Genomic DNA, 18,633 nt, shown 5'->3' on the forward strand with positions numbered 1-18,633 from the left:
CCCCCATCGCAGGAGTGTGACGTCCATGGCCCCGGATCCGACGGCCCTGATCAATCTGGCGGTGAACCCGCTGGACGCGAACTCGCTGCTCGCCTCCTTCGGGGCGATCGGCATCGCCGTCGTCCTGTTCGCCGAGACCGGACTGCTGGTCGGCTTCTTCCTGCCCGGCGACTCGCTGCTGTTCACGGCCGGGCTGCTCTGCACCACCAGCAAGAACGGCGTCCACCTCAACCTTGCCGAGGTCCTGGTCGCCGCCGTGGTCGGCGCGCTGGTCGGGGCCCAGGTCGGCTATGTGATCGGGGCCAAGGGCGGAAAGGCGCTGCTGGCCCGCAGCAGCAACAAGCACCTGCAGCGGGGCGCGGTCCGGGCCGAGGAGATCCTGGCCAAGTACGGGTACGCCAAGGCGATCGTGCTGGCCCGCTTCATCCCGGTGGTCCGCACCGTGCTGAACCCGATGGCCGGCGCGCTGAACGTGCCGGTCCGCACCTTCACGCTGTGGCAGGTCGTCGGCGGCCTGCTGTGGAGCGTCGGGGTCACCATGGCCGGCTACGGCCTCGGCAACACCATCCCCAGCATCGACAAGTACCTGCTGCCGATCATCGCCCTGATCGTCGTGGTCTCGCTGATCCCGATCGCCCTGGAGCTGCTGCGCAGCCGCCGGGACGCCAAGGCGGCTCAGTGATCCAGCACTTCCCCGTACAGCTCGCCGCGCTCGACGGCGCCTCCATCGACGGCAGCCTCTACCACTGGTTCATCACCCGGGCCGCCAACGCCCCGCACTGGTTCGACGACCTGGTCTCCTGGTACGCCAGCTACGGCCTCGGCCTGTTCGCGCTGATGATGGTCTGGTGCTGGTGGCAGGCGCGCCGCTCGCGCGACTCGGTGGCCATGGCCATGGCGCTGGCCGTCCCGGTCGCGGTGGTCCTGGCGTACGTCGTCAACGACATCGTCAAGAGCGTCTTCGACGAGGCCAGGCCCTGCCAGGTGATCACCTCCCCGGCGACCGTCCAGCCCTGCCCCGGGGTCGGCGACTGGTCCTTCCCCAGCAACCACTCGGCCATCGCGGCGGCCGCCGCGGCCGCGATCTGGCTGATCAGCCGCAGGCTCGGGATCATCGCGGCGCTGGCCGCGCTGGTGATGGGCTTCTCCCGGATCTGGGTCGGCGCCCACTACCCGCACGACGTGCTGGTGGGCCTCGTCGTCGGAGCGGTCGTCGCGGTACCGGTGGTGCTGGCGGCCCGGCGCTACGGTCCGCCGCTGGTGGTCCGGCTGGAGTCGGGCTTCCTGCGCCCGCTGCTGACCGCCTAGGTCGGGACCCCGGCCCGGGCCCGACGCGGGCTGCCCCGCGTCGGGCCTGCCCCGCGTTGGGCCCGGGCGCGGCCCGGTTCAGTGCAGTTCGACGCCCTGGCCCGGCGCCAGCCGCTCGTAGCCGGCGTCCTCGACCAGGAGCCCGATGAAGCGCTCCACCCCGGCCAGCCCCAGCGGGCTCAGCAGCACGTCGTGCAGGGCGAAGGCGCGCTCGGCGCCGACCGCCCTGGCGTAGTCGGCGACCTCGCCGGTCTTGGACCAGGGCGCGTGCACCGGTAGCAGCAGCGTCGGAATGGGCCGATCGGGTACGGTCAGCGCGTCCCCGGGGTGGAACACCTTGCCGTCGACGGCGAAACCGACGTTGCCGACCCGTGGGATGTCCGGGTGGATCAGCGCGTGCCACTCGCCGTGCACCTCCACCTCGAAGCCGGCCGCGGTGAAGGCGTCGCCGTGCCCGACCCGGTGCACCCGCCCCACTCCCAGGCCGGTCAGCTGCTCGGCCACGGCGCCGTTGGTCCAGATCTCCAGCGCCGGGTTGGCCTCGGCGGCGGCCCGGAGCCGGGACTCCTCGAAGTGGTCGAAGTGCTCATGGGTGATCAGGACGGCGTCGGCGCCGTCCAGGGCCTCGGCCTCGGAGTAGACACCGGGGTCGAGCACCAGGGTCCGGCCGTCCCGCTCCAGCCGGACGCAGGAGTGGGACATCTTGGTGAGGCGCATGGCTCTCCTCGTCGTCTGTCGCTGCCACTGGGTGATCAGTCCATCCTGCACCCGTCCGGGGCGGCGCACCTCAGCCGCGGAGGGCCGGACGCCGGAGTGGGCAGCGGCATCGGCGGCGGTACGGGCGGGGAAGCCGGAAGGCGTGTCAGCTCCCGTTACGGACGGAGCCTGCCCACCATCACGAACTCGTTGTACTTGAAGGTCCGCCCGGCCGCGCGCGGCAGCGGGAAGGAGTAGGCCCGGAGCACCTCGACCCCGGCCGTCTCGGCGTGGTCGCGCAGCCCGTCCAGGTCGACGAAGCGCACATGGGTGGCGTCGCTGGCGTAGCCGGCCTCCTGCGGGGTGATCAGCACCACCTTGCCGCCGGGCCGCACCGAGGGCAGGTAGGTCGTCAGCAGGTCCTCGGCGACGTCCTGGTCCAGGTGCTCCAGCACATGGGCGCAGAGCAGGCTGTCGAAGCGCCCGGGTTCGCCGTCCTCCGAGGCGTTGAACTCCTCGGGGGTGTAGGCGTTGAGTCCGCGGGCCCGGGCGGTGGCCACCGAGTGCTCGTTGTGGTCCACACCCACGCTGTCCGGCGAGCAGTTCTGCAGATTGCGCCCGAGGCCGCACCCCACGTCCAGCACCCGTCCGAGACCCAGCCGCCGGATGTTCCACCGATAGGGCGCCTGGGTGGGCAGCAACCGCTTGATGCCGGAACCTTCGAGGGTCGCCAGTCGCTCGGTGTACTCGGGGAGTGCCGTCGGCGCGCCGTCGTCGTCGGACGCGTCGTGGGAAGAGTGCTGTACCAGCTTGTCCATAAAGGGTGACACCTTCGCGTATGGAGCCTGTGGACCTCTAGCCGAAAGCTTAAAGCCCGCCGGGATATAGCTGTGTCCGCGCCAGCAGCCCGGCATGAGCGCCGAGAGTAGCGTGTCTTGGTCAAGACGGCGAACAGTGCCCCGGCCGAACGGACAGGGCCCCGACCTGCACGGGTGAACTACCCCTGATTCCAGGGTGAACACTCCTCGGTCGGGGCCCGCCGCCTCCGCCTGCGGTCGCGCTACAGCGCGGCCTCCCCGCGCTCCTTGGTGCGGATCCTGACGATGGTGTCGACCGGCAGGACCCATACTGCGCCACCGGTGCCCCCGGCGGCGACGGTGATGACCTGGACCACGTCCACGGCGTCCAGGTCGGTGGTGACGATGTCCATCCGCACGGCGGGCCGCAGGGCGATCTGCCGGCGTACTCCCCGGTAGACCTCGAACCTGGGAGTTCCCTGTACCCGTCCGAGTGGTGGAGCCATCACGGTGCTGACGGTGATCCCGGGGATACCCAGGGTCCGCAGCGCCTGCTGCACCTGTTCGAAGCCGGCCGTCGGGAGGACGGCCGTGATCAGTTTCACGGTTCAGCGGCTGGTTCGGCGCTCTTGGCCGATGCCGGGGACTCCGTCGGCGGCGGGCCGGTGCTGGCGGCGCCGGCGCCCACGGCCGCCAGGCCCTCCTCGCTCGGGTACGCCTCCTCGTCGTGGGCCGCGAGGTCGCCGAGCTCCAACACCTCGTCCGGGGAACGGAGTCTGACGAACAGTCCGATCACCTTGAGGATCACGAAGGTCATCAGACCGTCCCAGACGATGATCGTCCCGGCCGCCCCGGCCTGCAGCGCCAGCTGCTTGGGGTGGCCGTGGAAGAGACCGGAGACGGAGACGGCGCTGCCGTCCTTGTTGTAGTAGATGGCCATCGCCGGATCCGCGAACAGGCCGACCAGCAGCCCGCCGACCAGTCCGGCCACACCGTGGGTGTGCACCACGCCCAGGGCGTCGTCGACCCGGCTCATGAACTTCAGCTTGGCCAGCTTGTTCCAGGACAGCCAGACCAGGACCGAGGCGATCAGCCCGACCAGGATCGCGCCGGTGCCGGTGACGAAGCCGGCCGCCGGGGTGATCGAGACCAGGCCGACGATCATGCCGTTGACCGCGCCCAGGAAGGTGGGCTTGCGCTGCGCGCCGGCGAACATGTCCAGCAGCACCCAGGCGAGCAGGGCGACCGCCGTGGCCAGATTGGTGTTCAGCACGGCCGCCGCCGCGTTCTGGCCGCCGAAGTACATGTCGCCGCCGTTGAAGCCGTTCCAGCCGAGCCACAGGAAGCCCGCGCCGCAGGCCACCAGCGGCAGGTTGTTGGGCACGGCCCTGGCTCTGTCCCTGGCCAGCCTCGGTCCCACGACCGCGGCTGCCACGAAGCCCGAGGTCCCGGCGGCGAGGTGGATCACATAGCCGCCGGAGTAGTCCAGCGCGCCCATCTGCGCCCACCAGCCGCCGCCCCAGAGCAGGAAGGCGTTGACCGAGTAGACGATCCCGGACCAGAGCAGCACGAAGAGCAGCCAGGCCCTGAAGTTCATCCGGCCGATGACGCTGCCGAGGAACAGCAGCGGGGTGATCGCCGCGAAGGCGAACTGGAAGTAGGCCAGGGTGGACTGCGGGAAGCGGAAGGCGGGCATCAGACCGGCCCCGCTGACCAGCGGGATGTTGGCCTGGCCGATCTCCGCCTTGGCCCCGGTGATGGTCCCGGGCTTGCCCACGGCGGCGCGCAGGATGCCCGGGCCCATGTGCAGCGGGCTGCCGAAGCTCATCTTGAACTCGTAGAGCACCCAGGCGACCAGCACGATGGAGAACGCGCTGAACGCCATGAGCATGGTGTTGACGGCCCATTTGCGTTGGACCAGACCGCCGTAGAGGATCGCGATACCGGGAATGCTCATCAGGCCGACCAGCGTCGCGGCCACCAACTGCCACGTGTTGTCACCCGAGTTGAGCCAACTTGGATAGGGAATCACTGCGCAGTGCCTCCCGTCGGGGTCGAGCGGCGCGGCCCAGCCGCGCACATCCAACCGGAAGGTCCAGCGGTTCGGTTTCCCTGACGTTGCGTCAGTATTTCCGGGCGAAAAATTACCCCCTGTTGACTGACGTGTGATCAGTTCAGTTGTGAATCAAGGCAATTGATCGTTCATCCGCCGGAGCGGCGCTCCACCCGGCTGCGCTTCACGGTGCGGAACCGGCGCGCCACCTGCCGGGCCAGGTCGGCCGCGCCGACCAGCCCGGCCTCGTTGCCCAGCCGGGCCAGCACGATGTCCGCCTCGGGCCGGAAGCCGCGCCCGGTCAGGTTGCGCCGGAACGCCTCGCGGGCCGGGCCGATCAGCAGCTCGCCGGCCGCGGAGACCCCGCCGCCGATCACGAAGCGGCCCGGGTCCAGTGCCGCGGCCAGGTTGGCGATGCCCAGACCGAGCCAGTGGCCGATCTCCTGGAGCAGTTCCACCGCCACCGCGTCGCCCTGCTGCGCCGCCTCGGTCACCAGCGGGCCGGTGATCAGCGCGACGTCGCCGTCGACCCGGTCCAGCAGCGGCTGGGCCACCGGCGACTCGGCCGCGGCCAGCTCCCTGGCCTCGCGGACCAGGGCGTTGCCGGAGGAGTACTGCTCCCAGCAGCCCCGGTTGCCGCAGGGGCAGCGCAGCCCGCCCGGCACCACCGTCATATGGCCGAACTCCCCGGCCATGCCGTACCGCCCGCGCTCCAGCCAGCCGTCGCGGACGATGGCGCCGCCGATGCCGGTGCCCAGGTTCACCATCACCAGGTGGTCGGTGCCGGCGCCGGCGCCGAAGCGCCACTCGGCCCAGGCGGCGGCGTTGGCGTCGTTCTCGACCACTACCGGGAGCCTGAGCCGCGAGCTCAGCGCCTCCCGCAGCGGCTCGTTGCGCCAGGACAGGTGCGGGGCGAAGAGCACCCTGGACCGGTCGGCGTCCACGAACCCGGCCGCGCCGATGCCCACCGCGTGCACGTCGTGACGGTCCGCCAGGTCCAGCACCAGCTCGGTGATGGTGTCCTCGACCACCTTGGGGCTCTTGCTCTTGTGCGGCGTCTCGGTGCGCAGCTGCTCCAGGATCCGTCCCTCGCCGTCCACTACCCCGGCGGCGATCTTGGTGCCGCCGATGTCGATGCCCACGGTCGGCAGCCGCAGCAGCCCGGGGCGGGGGGCGCCGTCGCGGCGCGGGGCGGTCCGGCGCCTGGCGGCGCTGAGTCCGGAGACGCGGGTGTACGGGGTACGCGGGGTGGTCACGTGGTCGGTTCCGTTCCTTCACCGGGATCTGCTGGCACCACCCCGGCGCGCCGCAGCTCATGGCTGAGTTCGGCGAGCTCGGAGCCTCCGGCCATCTCGGCCGTCAGCTGTTCCAGGGTGATCTCCGCCCTGGTGTGGCTGCCGGCCATCCTCCCTCTTTTCAGCAGCAGGAAGCGATCTCCGACCAGGTAGGCGTGGTGCGGGTTGTGGGTGATCAGCACCACGCCCAGCCCCTGGTCCCGGGCGGCGGCGACGTACTTGAGCACCACCCCGGACTGCTTCACCCCCAGCGCGGCCGTGGGCTCGTCCAGGACCAGCACCTTCGCGCCGAAGTGGACCGCCCGGGCGATCGCGGTGCACTGCCGCTCGCCGCCGGAGAGGGTGCCGATCGGCTGGTCCACGTCGCGCAGGTCGATGCCCATCCGCAGCAGCGCCTCCCGGGTGGTGGCCCGCATCGCGGCGACGTCCAGCCGAGCGGTAGGACCCCGGCCGCGCTGCAGCTCCGAGCCGAGGAAGAAGTTGCGCCAGACCGGCATCAGCGGCACCACGGCCAGGTCCTGGTAGACGGTGGCGATGCCCCGGTCCAGGGCCTGCCGCGGCGAGGAGAGGTGCACCTCCTCGCCCGAGATCCGGTACGAGCCGGTGTCATGGGCGTGCAGCCCGGCGACCACCTTGATCAGGGTGGACTTGCCGGCGCCGTTGTCACCCAGCACACAGCTGATCGAACCGGCCTCGACCACCAGGCCGACGTCGCGCAGCGCCAGCACACTGCCGTAGTTCTTGCCGATCCCGGAGAGCTCCAGCAAGGGAGGCGGCGGGGCGGTCATCCGTGCTCCGCCCGGCGCCGCACCCAGGAGTTGAGCAGGGTGGCCAGCAGCAGCATCGCGCCGAGGAAGAACTTGAACCAGTCCGGGTCCCACTGGGCGTAGACGATGCCCTTGCTGGTCATCCCGAAGATCGCCGCCCCCAGCGCCGAGCCGGCCGCCGAACCGTAGCCGCCGGTGATCAGGCAGCCGCCGATGACCGCGGCGACGATGTAGATCAGCTCGTTGCCGACGCCCTCGCCGGACTGCACCGTGTCGAAGGAGAACAGCAGGTGCTGGCCCAGGATCCAGGCGCACAGCGCCACCCCCAGATACAGTGCGATCTTCGTCCGGCCGACCGGCACCCCCACCGCCCTGGCCGCGTCGGCGTCCCCGCCCACCGCGAAGACCCAGTTGCCGAAGCGGGTCCGCAGCAGCAGCCAGCCGGCAACCAGCACCAGGCCCAGCCACCACCACACCGTCGCCCGGACCGTCAGCCCGCCCACGGTGAAGGAGCCGGCGAACAGCCAGGCGCAGGAGCGGTAGCCCTGCATGTCGGCGATCGACTTGGTCGCCACCGTGCCGTCCACCAGCTGGGTCACGCCCAGGTTGGCGCCGGTCAGCATCAGGAAGGTGCCCAGGGTGACGATGAAGCTGGGCAGCCGGGTCCGGGTCAGCACCCAGCCGTTGAACAGCCCGATGCCCAGCGTGACCACCAGTGAGACCCCGACCCCGACCCAGGTCACCGCCGTGAACTGGTACGACACCATGGACGAGGCCAGCGCCGCGGTGGTGACCAGCACCCCGGCCGACAGGTCGAACTCGCCGCCGATCATCAGCAGCGCCACCGGCACCGCCATGATGCCGATGGTGGAGGCCGAGTAGAGCACCGTGCCCAGCGCGCCCGGGGTGAGGAAGGTGCTGGTGACGACGGCGAAGAAGAGGAACACCGCCACCGCGCCGACCAGCGCGCCCAGCTCCGGACGCGCCATCAGCCGGCGCACCGCGGACCGGGGAGCCAGCCGCTCGTCCCCCGCTGACAGCAGGTCAGGACCGCTCATCGGGTCCCCCTGGCGACGTACTGGGCCAGCGCGGGCGCGTCCTTGGCGGTGAGGATCTGCGGCCCGGTCGCCACCGGGCTGCCGCCGCCCAGCACATTGAGGTTGTACTTGTAGAGCCAGAGCAGGTCCACGCCCTCGTAGCCCTGCAGATAGGGCTGCTGGTCCACGGCGAAGCCGACCGTCCCGGACTTCAGCCCGGCCACCACCTGGCTGCTGAGGTCGAAGGTGTCGGTCTCGGTGCTGCCGGCCGCCCGGCCCGCGTCGCCGACCGCCTGCAGCGCGGTGGCGGCCAGCGGCGCGCTCAGCGTCAGCACGGTGTCCACCGAGGCGTCCGCCTGCAGCTTCGCCGAGATCGCCGCCTTGGCGTCCGGCAGGTCGGTGCCGTTGACGTAGAGCACCTGCAGCGGGCCGCCGAAACCGGCCCTGGCGCCGTTGCAGCGCTGCTCCTGGCCGACGTTGCCCTGCTCGTGGATGACGCACAGCACGCTCCGGCGCCCGCGCTGCTTCAGCTCGGCCCCGGCGGCCTTCCCGGCGGTGGACTCGTCCTGGCCGACATGGGTCAGCGCGCCGAACTTCGCCGCGTACTCCTCGCCGGAGTTGACGCTGATCACCGGGATCCCGGCCGCCTCCGCCTTGGCCAGCACGTCCTTCATCGCGTCGCCCTTGGCCAGGGTGACGATCAGTCCGTCGACCTTCTGGTCGATCGCGGCCTGCACCAGCTGCACCTGGTTGGCCGTGTTGGCGTCGTTGGAGTAGAGGAAGTTGATGTTGTCCTTGGCGGCGGCCTGCTCCGAGCCCTTGCGGACGGTGTCCCAGAAGGAGTCGCCGCTGCCGGCGTGGGTGACCATGGCAAAGGTCCAGCGCGGGGTGGTGACCCCGGAGCCGCCGCCGGCCGCCGCGGCCGAACGGGCGGCCTCCTCGGCCCGCAGCCCGCCGGTGCTGCTGCAGCCCGCCAGCATGAGGGCCGAGGCCAGTACGGCTGCGGCGGCGGGCAGGAGGGGACGGCGCATGGCCCCAGTCTGCGCTGACCCGCCGTCAGCCGCCGTCCGCGTTCACCCGGGCGGGTGGCGTCAGGACAGCTCCAGGGCCAGGTAGAAGTCCACCCGGTCCTCCAGCTTGGACAGGTCCCGCCCGGTCAGCTCCTCGATCCGCCCGATCCGGTACCGCAGCGTGTTGACGTGCACGTGCAGCGCGGCGGCGCAGCGGGTCCAGGAGCCGTCGTAGCGCAGGAACGCGCCGAGGGTGCGGACCAGGTCGGCCTGGTGCTCCAGGTCGTAGCCGATGACCCGGTCCAGCAGCCTGCTGCGGAAGGCCCGTCGCACCTCGTCCGGGACCGCGGCGAGCAGCAGCACGTGCGAGGCCAGTTCCTCGGGGCCGCTGACGCAGATCCGGCCGACCCGGGAGGCGGCGATCCGGCGGGCGTGCCGGGCCTCCTCCAGCGCGCCGCGCAGCCCGCCCGCCGAGGCGGCCGGGGCGCTGGCGCCCAGGGTCAGCCGTCCGTCCGCGCCGAGCCCCGCCTCCAGCGGCGCCAGCAGGGCCCGCAGCAGCTCCGCCATGGTGCTGCCGTCGGCCGGCTCGGGGACCAGCAGGATCGCGCCGGTCCCGCCGCCGCCGATCAGGGCCCGGTCGTCCGCGCCAGTGAGCGCCTCGACCAAGGCGGCCCGCGCCGCACCCTCGGGCAGCCCCTGGCCCTCGGCCGAGACCACCACCCAGGAGTCCGGCATCGGGGTGCCCAGGGCGGTCTGCGCCATCGCCAGCGAGGCCTCCAGCGCCCGGCTGAGCTCCTCCGGCGGGGCGTCCCGCTGCAGCAGCGTGATCACCTCGTCGGCCAGCCGGATCCGCAGCCTTCGGCTCTCGTCCCGGCGCTCCCGCTCGGCCCCGGCCAGCCGGGCCAGGTTCTCGGCGAGCTGCTGCCGCTTGGGCGTCCACTCGGTGACGTCGCCCTCGACCGCCAGCAGCCACTGCGCCAGCAGCCCGGTGCCCTCCGCGGCGACCGGCAGCACCGAGAACTGCCGGCTACCGACCCGGGCCCGGACCGACGGGCCGGGACGGCGGCGCTGGCCGTCCAGATGGGCCCGGACCAGTTGGTCCCGTTCGGCCTCGTTGAGCCGGTCGGGTGGTCCGGCGACCACCCGGCCGCTGGGGGTGAGCACCCAGCAGTCCAGGTCCAGATCGCCGCCGAGCAGTTCCAGCACCGCGTCCAGACCGGCCCCGCCGCTGGCGGAGACCAGCACGCGGTGCCGGTCCACCAGCGCCGACAGGTCGGCTGCCCGGTCCGCCGACACCTGCCGCACCACGTACTCGGTGAGCTGCGCGAAGGCCACGTCCTCGGGCACCGCGAACAGCGGCATCCGGTGCCGCTCGCAGGCCGCGACCAGGTCCTCGGGCACCGGCCCGACCTCGGCCTCGCCCGCCGCCAGCCCGACGGCGCCGGCGGCGGCGAGGCCCCGGACGAACCGCTCCGAGTCCTCGGCGCCGCTGCGCCACAGCATCCCGGTGAGCACCAGCTCACCGCCCTGCAGGTACCGCCCGGGATCGTGCAGGTCGGTGGTCATCACCCCGGACACCACCCGGTCCAGCTCCTCGCGCCCGGCCAGCAGGCGCAGCCGCGGTGCGGCAGGCGCGAGCAGTGCTCCGATCCGCACGGGGATACCTCCGGGTTGACGTTTTGTGGCAAGCGCGTTGCCGCACGTTACCCGACCCAACCCACCATGGAGCAACCCCGAACGCACCCCAGGGGCGCGGGGAACTGCGCGCCCAGCCACCCACAGCGGATCAGCCGGTCAGCCCCCTCCGCACCAACAACGGCTCGATCTCCGGCCCCCTCCCCCGGAACCCCGCAAACGCCGCCATCGCGTCCTTGCTCCCGCCGACGGCCAGCAGCTCCCTGCGGAAGATCTCCCCGCTCTCCCGGATCGACTTCCCGTTCTCCTTGAACCACTCCACCGTGTCCGCGTCCAGCACCTCGGACCAGATGTAGCCGTAGTACCCGGCCGCGTACCACCCGCCCGCGAAGATGTGCGCGAAGTACCCGCTGCGGTAGCGCACCGGGATCTCCGGCATCGCGATGCCGTACCGCTCCAGCGCCGCGGTCTCGAAGGCCTCGACGTCCCCGGGGTCGGTCCCGGCCGGGACGGTGTGCCAGGCCCAGTCGAGCAGCGTCGCGGCCAGGTACTCCACGGTCCGGAAGCCCTCGCCGAAGCTCTCGGCCTGCTTCATCCGGGTGACCAGCTCGGCCGGCATCGGCTCGCCGGTGACGTGGTGCTTGGCGTAGTTGGCCAGCACCAGCGGCCAGTCCGCCCACATCTCGTTGACCTGCGAGGGGTACTCGACGAAGTCCTGGGCCACCTGGGTCCCGGAGGCGAGCGGGTAGCGGACGTCGGAGAGCAGGCCGTGCAGCGCGTGGCCGAACTCGTGGAACAGGGTGGTGACCTCGTCCCAGCTCAGCAGCGCCGGCTCGCCGGCCGGGGGCTTGACGATGTTCAGGTTGTTCACCACCACCGGCAGCGTGCCCAGCAGGTGCGACTGCAGCACCACCTCGTTCATCCAGGCGCCGCCGCGCTTGGACTCGCGGGCGAACCAGTCGCCGATGAACAGCCCGACCGGGCTGCCGTCGGCGTCCTTGACCTCGAAGACCCGGCTGTCGGGGTGGTGGCCGACCAGGTCGGTGCGCTCGGTGAAGCTCAGCCCGTAGACCTGCTCGGCGGCGAAGAACGCGCCGTTGCGGATCACCGACTCCAGCTCCAGGTAGGGCCGCATCACCGAGGCGTCGACGTCGTAGCGGGCCTTGCGGACCTTCTCGGACCAGTACTTCCAGTCGGCGGCCTCGATCCGCTCCACGCCAGCCTCGGCGGCCAGCGCCTCGGCCTCGCGGCGGGCGTTGGCGACCGCCGGGCGGACCAGTCCGGTCAGCATGGTCTCCACGGCCTCGGTGCTGCCGGCTGTCTGGTCGGCGACCACGTACTCGGCGTGATTGGCGAAGCCCAGCAGCGCGGCGCGCTCGGCGCGGAGCACCACCATCCGCCGGATCAGGTCGGGGTTGGACCCGGCGCCGCGCCCGAGCGAGGCGGCCAGCAGCCGGCGGCGCACCGCGGGATCGTCCAGCGACGCGAGCTCCGGCTGGTTGCTGTAGCTCTGCAGGCTCAGTACGTACTTGCCGTCGCGTCCCAGCGCACGCCCGTTCTCGGCGGCGGCCGCGACGGCCAGCTCGGGGAGTCCGGCCAGCTCCTCGGCGCTGTCCAGGACCAGGGCGGCCGCCCGGGTGTCGGCGAAGACGTTCTGCTCGAACGCGGTGCCCAGCGAGGCCAGCTCGGCGTTGATCTGCCGCAACCGGTCCCGCTCGGCCTCGCCCAGACGCGCCCCGGCCCGGACGAAGCGGTCGTGGTAGCGCTGCAGGAGGTGCTCCGACTCCGGGTCCAGCCGCAGCTCGGCGCGCTGCTGGTAGAGCGCGTCGATCCGGGCGAAGAGGGCCTGGTCCAGGTTGATCGCATCGCTGTGCTCGGCCAGCCGGGGACTGATCTCGGCGTCCAACGCCTGCAGGCCCGGGGTGGTGTCGGACGCGGTCTTGTTGGAAAAGGCGAGCGACACCCGGCTCAGCACGGCGCCTGAGCGCTCCAGAGCCTCGATGGTGTTCTCGAAGGTCGGCGGCTCCGGGCTGCCGGTCCCTGAAATGCCGCTGATGGCGGCGACCTCGGCGAGCTGCTCCGCCATGCCCGCCTCGAAGGCGGGGAGGTAGTGCTCCTCGCGGATCTCGGCGAACGGCGGCAGTTCGAACGGCAGGGGGCTGGGGCTCAGGAAGGGGTTGCTCATCCGCCAGACACTACGCCTCGGGGTGGCAGCTCAGCCCCTGAATTCCGACGCGGGTCCGCCCGGTGACGACGCCGTGAACGGAGGGCCATCGGTTGGAGAAAAGTACAGCGGCTCCGGTGGCTCCGTACCGAGGGGTTCATGCCATCAGTGACTGCCGACACACCCCCCGGCGCTTGTCTACTGCTCACAACCCCGCACAGCTGCAGCAGACCCCCACAGCACGACACACCGCACGTCTGACAAAGGAGTCACCGCATGGAGTTCCTGCGGCCCGCCACCTGGGACGAGGCACTCGCGGCGAAGGCCGAGAACCCGTCCGCGCTGCCGATCTCCGGCGGCACCGATGTGATGGTCGAGCTCAACTTCGACCGCCACCGCCCCGGCGCCCTGCTCGACCTGAACCGCATCACCGAGCTCACCGAGTGGGAGTCAGGAACCTACGAGGGCCAGGACGGGGAGGTGATCCGGCTGGGCGCCGCGGTGCCCTACGCCCGGATCACCAAGGAGCTGTCCGGACCGCTGCAGGGCCTGTCCATCGCGGGCAACACGGTCGGCTCCCCGCAGATCCGCAACCGCGGCAGCGTGGGCGGCAACCTGGGCGGCGCCTCCCCCGCCGGGGACGCCCACCCCGCCCTGCTGGCGGCCGGCAAGGACGTGTTCGTCGAGGCCGAGTCGGTGCGCGGTACCCGGCTGATCGCCATCGACGACTTCTACGTCGGGGTCAAACGCAACAGCCTGCAGCCGGACGAGCTGATCCGCGCGGTCCGCATCCCGGTCGCGGACGGGCCGCAGCAGTTCTCCAAGATCGGCACCCGCAACGCCATGGTCATCGCGGTCTGCGCGTTCGGCTTCGCGCTGCACCCCAAGAACGGGACGGTCGGCACCGGCATCGGCTCCGCCGCGCCCACCCCGCGCCGGGCCCCCGAGGCCGAGCAGTTCCTCGCCGACGAGCTGGCCGAGCGCGGCCTGTGGCAGAGCGGCGGCCTGATCGGCCCGGCCGCCGTCCAGCGCTTCGGCGAGCTGGTCTCCGCCGCCGCCTCCCCCATCGACGACGTGCGCGGCAGCGCGGCCTACCGCCGCCACGCCCTCGCGGTGATGGCCCGGCGGACCCTGACCTGGACCTGGAACGAGTACACGCAGTCCCTGAGGAGCGCAGCAGCATGAGGGTGACCTTCAACGCCAACGGTCGGCCGGTCGAGGCCGACGACGTCTGGGAGGGCGAGAGCCTGCTGTTCATGCTGCGCGAGCGGCTGGGCCTGCCGGGCTCCAAGAACGCCTGCGAGCAGGGCGAGTGCGGCTCCTGCACGGTCTACCTGGACGGCTCGCCGGTCTGCAGCTGTCTGGTCGCGGCCGGCCAGGTGCAGGATCGCGAGGTCCGCACCGTCGAGGGCCTGGCCGACGACGAGAACGGCCTGGACCCGGTGCAGCAGGCGTTCATCGACGCCGGCGCCGTCCAGTGCGGCTTCTGCACCCCCGGCCTGCTGGTGCAGACCCACGACCTGCTGGAGCGCGAGCCGCAGCCCAGCGACAGCGACATCCGCGAGGCCCTGTCCGGCAACCTCTGCCGCTGCACCGGCTACGAGAAGATCATGGACGCGGTCCGCCTCGCCTCCGCCCGCAAGTGCAGCAGTAACAGCTCGGAGGTGTCCCAGTGAGTGCCCGCAACTCCGCCACGCGGACCATCCGCGGTGAGAAGAACCTCCAGGACATCACCACCGCGCACCCGGACGGCATCGGCGGCTCCCCGCTGCGGCCCGACGGCACGCTGAAGGTCAGGGGCGAGTTCGCCTACTCCTCCGACCTGTGGCACGAGGACATGTTGTGGGGCATGGCGCTGCGCTCGCCGCACGCCCACGCCCGGATCCTCTCCATCGACACCACCGAGGCGCTGACCCAGCCCGGCGTGTACGCGGTGATGACCCACGAGGACATCCCCGGCAGCAAGTACTACGGCCTGGAGATCCAGGACCAGCCGGCACTGGCCTTCGGCAAGGTCCGCTACCACGGCGAGGCCGTCGCCATCGTCGCCGCCGACCACCCGGAGACCGCGCGCCGGGCGCTGGCGAAGATCAAGGTCGAGTACGAGGTGCTCGCCCCGATCACCACCGAGGAGCACTGCCAGAACCCGGAGACCTTCGGCTACGTCCACGAGCCCGAGGAGTACCGGGGCCACGCCTCCGGCAATGTGGTGCACTCGCAGAAGGTCGTCTCCGGCCTCGGCGTGAACGACGACGTCCGGGCCATGGCCGACGTCGTGGTGGTCGGCGAGTACGAGGTCGGCATGCAGGACCAGGCCTTCCTCGGCCCGGAGTCCGGCCTGGCGGTGCCCGCCGAGGACGGCGGCATCGACCTGTACATCGCCACCCAGTGGCTGCACGTGGACCGCCAGCAGGTGGCGCCGGTGCTGGGGCTGCCCGAGAACAAGGTGCGGCTCACCCTGGCCGGCGTCGGCGGCGCCTTCGGCGGCCGCGAGGACCTGTCCATGCAGATCCACGCCTGCCTGCTGGCGCAGCGCACCGGAAAGCCCGTCAAGATCGTGTACTCCCGCGAGGAGTCCTTCTTCGGGCACGTCCACCGCCACCCGGCGAAGATGCGCTACGAGCACGGCGCGACCCGCGACGGCAGGCTCGTCTACATGGACGCCCGGATCGTGCTGGACGGCGGCGCCTACGCCTCCGCCTCCCCGGCCGTGGTCGGCAACGCCTCCTCGCTGAGCGTGGGCCCCTACGAGGTGCCCAACGTCAACGTGCTGGCCATCGCCTACTACAGCAACAACCCCTCCTGCGGCGCGATGCGCGGCTTCGGCGCGGTCCAGGCCTGCTTCGCCTACGAGACCCAGCTGGACCGGCTGGCCGCGGAGCTGGGCATGGACCCGGTGGAGCTGCGCCAGCTGAACGCCGTCTCGCAGGGCTCGCACCTGCCGACCGGTCAGGTCATCGACGCCCCGGCGCCGGTGGCCGAGCTGCTGCAGAAGGTCAAGGACCTGCCGCTGCCGCCGCCGCTGGACACCGAGCACCACCTGGACATCCGCGAGCTGCCCGGCGCGCTGTCGAACACCTCGCACGGCGAGGGCATCGTCCGCGGCGTGGGCTACGCGGTGGGCCTGAAGAACGTCGGCTTCTCCGAGGGCTTCGACGACTACTCCACCGCCCGGGTCCGTCTCGAGGTCATCGGCGGCGAGCCGGTCGCCATGGTGCACACCGCGATGGCCGAGGTCGGCCAGGGCGGCGTCACCGTGCACGGCCAGATCGCCCGCACCGAGCTGGGCGTCGAGCAGGTCACCATCCACCCGGCCAACACCGAGGTCGGCTCGGCGGGCTCCACCTCCGCCTCCCGGCAGACCTACATGACCGGCGGCGCGGTGAAGCTGGCCGCCGAGGCGGTCCGCAACGAGCTCTTCAACCTGGGGCGTTCGCGCTACGGCTGGACCTACAACGACCTCTCGCTGATCGGCGGCAAGGTCGTCTCCGCCTCGGCCGGCGTGCTGATCTCCATGGTGGACCTGCTCGGCGACCAGGCGATCGACCTGACCCGCGAGCACCACCACCGGCCCACCGTCCCCTTCGACAAGGAGACCGGGCAGGGCTTCGGCCACGTCCAGTACACCTTCTGCGCGCACCGCGCGGTGGTGGACGTGGACGTGGAGCTGGGCCTGGTGAAGGTGGTCGAGCTGGCCGCCGCCCAGGACGTCGGCAAGGCGCTGAACCCGCTGTCGGTGATCGGGCAGATCCAGGGCGGCTCCACCCAGGGCCTGGGGCTGGCCGTGATGGAGGAGATCATCACCAAGGACGGGAAGGTGCGCAATCCCTCCTTCACCGACTACCTGATCCCCACCATCCTGGACACCCCGCCGCAGCCGGTCGAGATCATGGAACTGGCCGACCCCAACGCCCCGTACGGGCTGCGCGGCGTCGGCGAGGCCCCCACCCTCTCCTCCACGCCGGCCATCGTCTCGGCCATCCGCGCCGCGACCGGCCTGGCCCTGAACCGGGTGCCGGTCCGTCCGGAACACATCACCGGGACCTGAGGGTCCGTCATGAACCTCCCCGGGGCGGCCGTCCTGTCTTCCCACAGATCCGCCCCGGGGTTGCACCACCGCAGTACCGAGCCGCAGTACCGAGGTACAGGCATGAACCACCAGGCGCACGACCGGATCAGCACCACCGCCCGTACACCGCTCTCGCCGGAGCCGTACGGACGGACAGCACCACCTGCGAGCCGCACCGTCCCCTGTTCCCCTACCAGACGGGCCATCAGGCCGGCCGCGAGCCCCACCCCAACCCCCTATGAACCTTGGGAGTGGAACCCGTGACCCAGATCCCCACGGAATCCAGAGTTACCGCCGAGACCGACGCGGACGCCACCTCGTCCCCGTCCCCGTCGCCGGCCCATCCCGCGCCGAAGAACGCGCTGGACGCCTATTTCAAGATCAGCGCCCGTGGCTCGTCCATCGGCAACGAGATCCGCGGCGGCCTCACCACCTTCATGGCGATGGCCTACATCCTGCTGTTGAACCCGATCATCCTCTCGGTCGCGGACGTCAACGGCGCCCATCTGAACCACGCTCAGGTCACCACCGCCACCGCCCTGGCGGCGGCGGTCACCACCATCCTGCTCGGCGTGGTCGGCAACGCCCCGCTCGCCGCGGCGGCCGGGCTCAGCGTCTCCAACACCCTCGCCGCCGTGATGGCCCCGCACGTCACCTGGCCGCAGGCGATGGGCCTCTGCGTGATCTACGGCGCACTGATCGTGATCATGGTCGTCTCCGGACTCCGAGAGATGATCATGAACGGCATCCCGCTGGCGATCAAGCATGCGATCACCATCGGCATCGGGCTGTTCATCGCGCTGATCGGCCTGGTCAACGCCGGATTCGTGACCCGCGTCCCGGACGCGGCGCACTCCGACACCCCGGTCCAGCTCGGCTCCATCGGCAACCTGACCGGCTGGCCGGTGCTGATCTTCGCGATCACGCTGCTGTCGATCTTCGTGCTCCAGGTCCGCAAGGTCCGCGGCGCGATCCTGATCGGCATCGCCATCGGCACCGTGCTCTCACTGATCCTGCAGGCGGCGCTGAACCTGCCGGCCAGCACCTGGGGCCTGTCCGTGCCCAAGTGGCCCGGCAACCCGGTCTCCGCCCCGAACTTCGGGCTCTTCGGCCACATCGACCTGTTCGGCGCCTTCGGCTCGCACGGCATGGGCGCGCTGAGCGCGGGCTTCGCGGTCTTCACCCTGGTCCTGGCCGGCTTCTTCGACGCGATGGCCACCATCATCGGCATCGGCACCGAGGCCGGGCTGGCCGACAAGCAGGGCCGGATGCCCGGACTGTCCAAGGCCCTGCTGGTGGACGGCGCCGGCGGCGCGATCGGCGGCCTGGCCGGCGCCTCGGGCCAGACGGTGTTCATCGAGTCCGCCACCGGCGTCGGCGACGGCGCCAGGACCGGCTTCGCCAGCGTGGTCACCGGCGCGGTCTTCGCCTTCATGCTCTTCTTCACCCCGCTGGCGGGCATGGTCCCGGGCCATGTCGCCGCGGCCGCCCTGGTCGTGATCGGCTCGATGATGCTCACCCAGGCCCGCCACATCGACTGGGGCGACCGGGAGGTGGCCATCCCGGCCTTCCTCACCATCGCGCTGATGCCGTTCACCTACTCGATCACCGCGGGTGTCGGCGCCGGTGTCATCTCCTACGTGGTCATCAAGGCCGGCGCGGGCAAGTGGCGCGAGCCCGGCGTACTGATGTGGTCGCTCTCGCTGGTGTTCGTCGTCTTCTTCGCCCTGCACCCGCTGAAGGCCTGGCTCGGCATCCACTAGCCGGCCCTCCTCCCCCCATCCCCCATCCCCCCTCCACCT

General features: G+C 71.4%; 16 protein-coding genes. 6 read left to right on the forward strand and 10 right to left on the reverse strand.

The window, feature by feature from the left end; translation table 11 throughout:
* The first annotated feature begins 25 nt into the window (after window positions 1-25).
* Together IF29_RS0100245 and IF29_RS0100250 are read left to right on the forward strand one after the other, a co-directional pair.
* Window positions 26-682, forward strand: a complete 657-nt coding sequence (locus IF29_RS0100245; RefSeq protein WP_030248027.1) for a DedA family protein — start codon at window positions 26-28, stop codon at window positions 680-682.
* A complete protein-coding gene (locus tag IF29_RS0100250) occupies window positions 679-1,308 on the forward strand; it encodes a phosphatase PAP2 family protein (RefSeq protein WP_030248035.1) in 630 nt (209 codons plus the stop codon). The genes IF29_RS0100245 and IF29_RS0100250 overlap by 4 nt, the downstream gene beginning before the upstream one ends.
* Window positions 1,309-1,386: 78 nt before the next feature.
* Here the strand turns inward: IF29_RS0100250 and IF29_RS0100255 are convergent, their stop codons facing one another.
* From IF29_RS0100255 to IF29_RS0100300, 10 genes are all read right to left on the reverse strand, one after another.
* Window positions 1,387-2,025 carry an MBL fold metallo-hydrolase gene (locus IF29_RS0100255; RefSeq protein WP_030248036.1) on the reverse strand — a complete coding sequence of 213 codons (639 nt, stop codon included), beginning with the start codon at window positions 2,023-2,025 and terminating at the stop codon, window positions 1,387-1,389.
* Window positions 2,026-2,180: 155 nt separating this feature from the next.
* A complete protein-coding gene (locus IF29_RS0100260) occupies window positions 2,181-2,822 on the reverse strand; it encodes a class I SAM-dependent methyltransferase (RefSeq protein WP_051724718.1) in 642 nt (213 codons plus the stop codon).
* 242 nt (window positions 2,823-3,064) lie between these two features.
* Window positions 3,065-3,406, reverse strand: coding sequence for a P-II family nitrogen regulator (locus tag IF29_RS0100265; RefSeq protein ID WP_030248040.1), 342 nt, complete (start codon window positions 3,404-3,406; stop codon window positions 3,065-3,067).
* Window positions 3,403-4,833, reverse strand: coding sequence for an ammonium transporter (locus IF29_RS0100270; RefSeq protein ID WP_030248043.1), 1,431 nt, complete (start codon window positions 4,831-4,833; stop codon window positions 3,403-3,405). Before IF29_RS0100270 ends, IF29_RS0100265 begins: the two co-directional genes overlap by 4 nt.
* Window positions 4,834-5,003: 170 nt before the next feature.
* Entirely contained in the window at window positions 5,004-6,110 is a 1,107-nt protein-coding gene (locus tag IF29_RS0100275; RefSeq protein WP_084713297.1) for an ROK family glucokinase, read from the reverse strand.
* Window positions 6,107-6,937, reverse strand: a complete 831-nt coding sequence (locus tag IF29_RS0100280) for an ATP-binding cassette domain-containing protein (protein WP_030248048.1) — start codon at window positions 6,935-6,937, stop codon at window positions 6,107-6,109. Before IF29_RS0100280 ends, IF29_RS0100275 begins: the two co-directional genes overlap by 4 nt.
* Window positions 6,934-7,974, reverse strand: coding sequence for an ABC transporter permease (locus tag IF29_RS0100285; RefSeq protein WP_030248050.1), 1,041 nt, complete (start codon window positions 7,972-7,974; stop codon window positions 6,934-6,936). Before IF29_RS0100285 ends, IF29_RS0100280 begins: the two co-directional genes overlap by 4 nt.
* Complete coding sequence (locus IF29_RS0100290) at window positions 7,971-8,984, reverse strand: sugar ABC transporter substrate-binding protein (RefSeq protein WP_051724719.1); 1,014 nt, start codon at window positions 8,982-8,984, stop codon at window positions 7,971-7,973. Before IF29_RS0100290 ends, IF29_RS0100285 begins: the two co-directional genes overlap by 4 nt.
* A gap of 60 nt (window positions 8,985-9,044) precedes the next feature.
* Window positions 9,045-10,619: a PucR family transcriptional regulator gene (locus tag IF29_RS0100295; RefSeq protein ID WP_030248054.1), complete on the reverse strand. Its 1,575-nt coding sequence runs from the start codon at window positions 10,617-10,619 to the stop codon at window positions 9,045-9,047.
* A 130-nt stretch (window positions 10,620-10,749) separates the two neighbouring features.
* Entirely contained in the window at window positions 10,750-12,783 is a 2,034-nt protein-coding gene (locus IF29_RS0100300; protein WP_037593946.1) for a M3 family metallopeptidase, read from the reverse strand.
* Window positions 12,784-13,038: 255 nt separating this feature from the next.
* On the opposite strand from IF29_RS0100300, the gene IF29_RS0100305 reads away from it, so the two are divergent.
* From IF29_RS0100305 to IF29_RS0100320, 4 genes are all read left to right on the forward strand, one after another.
* Window positions 13,039-13,947, forward strand: a complete 909-nt coding sequence (locus IF29_RS0100305; protein ID WP_030248060.1) for an FAD binding domain-containing protein — start codon at window positions 13,039-13,041, stop codon at window positions 13,945-13,947.
* The gene (locus IF29_RS0100310; protein ID WP_030248062.1) at window positions 13,944-14,438 is read left to right on the forward strand and encodes a (2Fe-2S)-binding protein; all 495 of its coding nucleotides are present in this window, start codon (window positions 13,944-13,946) and stop codon (window positions 14,436-14,438) included. The genes IF29_RS0100305 and IF29_RS0100310 overlap by 4 nt, the downstream gene beginning before the upstream one ends.
* A 26-nt stretch (window positions 14,439-14,464) precedes the next feature.
* Window positions 14,465-16,810: a xanthine dehydrogenase subunit D gene (gene pucD / locus IF29_RS0100315; protein WP_051724764.1), complete on the forward strand. Its 2,346-nt coding sequence runs from the start codon at window positions 14,465-14,467 to the stop codon at window positions 16,808-16,810.
* A gap of 281 nt (window positions 16,811-17,091) precedes the next feature.
* Window positions 17,092-18,594 (forward strand): NCS2 family permease, encoded by a 1,503-nt coding sequence (locus IF29_RS0100320; RefSeq protein WP_030248065.1) that lies wholly within the window; start codon window positions 17,092-17,094, stop codon window positions 18,592-18,594.
* The last annotated feature ends 39 nt before the right edge of the window (window positions 18,595-18,633 follow it).

This window comes from Streptacidiphilus jeojiense, assembly GCF_000719095.1.
Classification (GTDB): domain Bacteria; phylum Actinomycetota; class Actinomycetes; order Streptomycetales; family Streptomycetaceae; genus Streptacidiphilus; species Streptacidiphilus jeojiensis.

Coding starts and splice junctions, on each gene's coding strand:
- IF29_RS0100305 (WP_030248060.1), top strand. CDS start 13,039: ATGGAGTTCCTGCGGCCCGCCACCTGGGACGAGGCACTCGCGGCGAAG.
- IF29_RS0100260 (WP_051724718.1), bottom strand. CDS start 2,822: ATGGACAAGCTGGTACAGCACTCTTCCCACGACGCGTCCGACGACGAC.
- IF29_RS0100245 (WP_030248027.1), top strand. CDS start 26: ATGGCCCCGGATCCGACGGCCCTGATCAATCTGGCGGTGAACCCGCTG.
- IF29_RS0100255 (WP_030248036.1), bottom strand. CDS start 2,025: ATGCGCCTCACCAAGATGTCCCACTCCTGCGTCCGGCTGGAGCGGGAC.
- IF29_RS0100310 (WP_030248062.1), top strand. CDS start 13,944: ATGAGGGTGACCTTCAACGCCAACGGTCGGCCGGTCGAGGCCGACGAC.
- IF29_RS0100290 (WP_051724719.1), bottom strand. CDS start 8,984: ATGCGCCGTCCCCTCCTGCCCGCCGCCGCAGCCGTACTGGCCTCGGCC.
- IF29_RS0100280 (WP_030248048.1), bottom strand. CDS start 6,937: ATGACCGCCCCGCCGCCTCCCTTGCTGGAGCTCTCCGGGATCGGCAAG.
- IF29_RS0100300 (WP_037593946.1), bottom strand. CDS start 12,783: ATGAGCAACCCCTTCCTGAGCCCCAGCCCCCTGCCGTTCGAACTGCCG.
- IF29_RS0100285 (WP_030248050.1), bottom strand. CDS start 7,974: ATGAGCGGTCCTGACCTGCTGTCAGCGGGGGACGAGCGGCTGGCTCCC.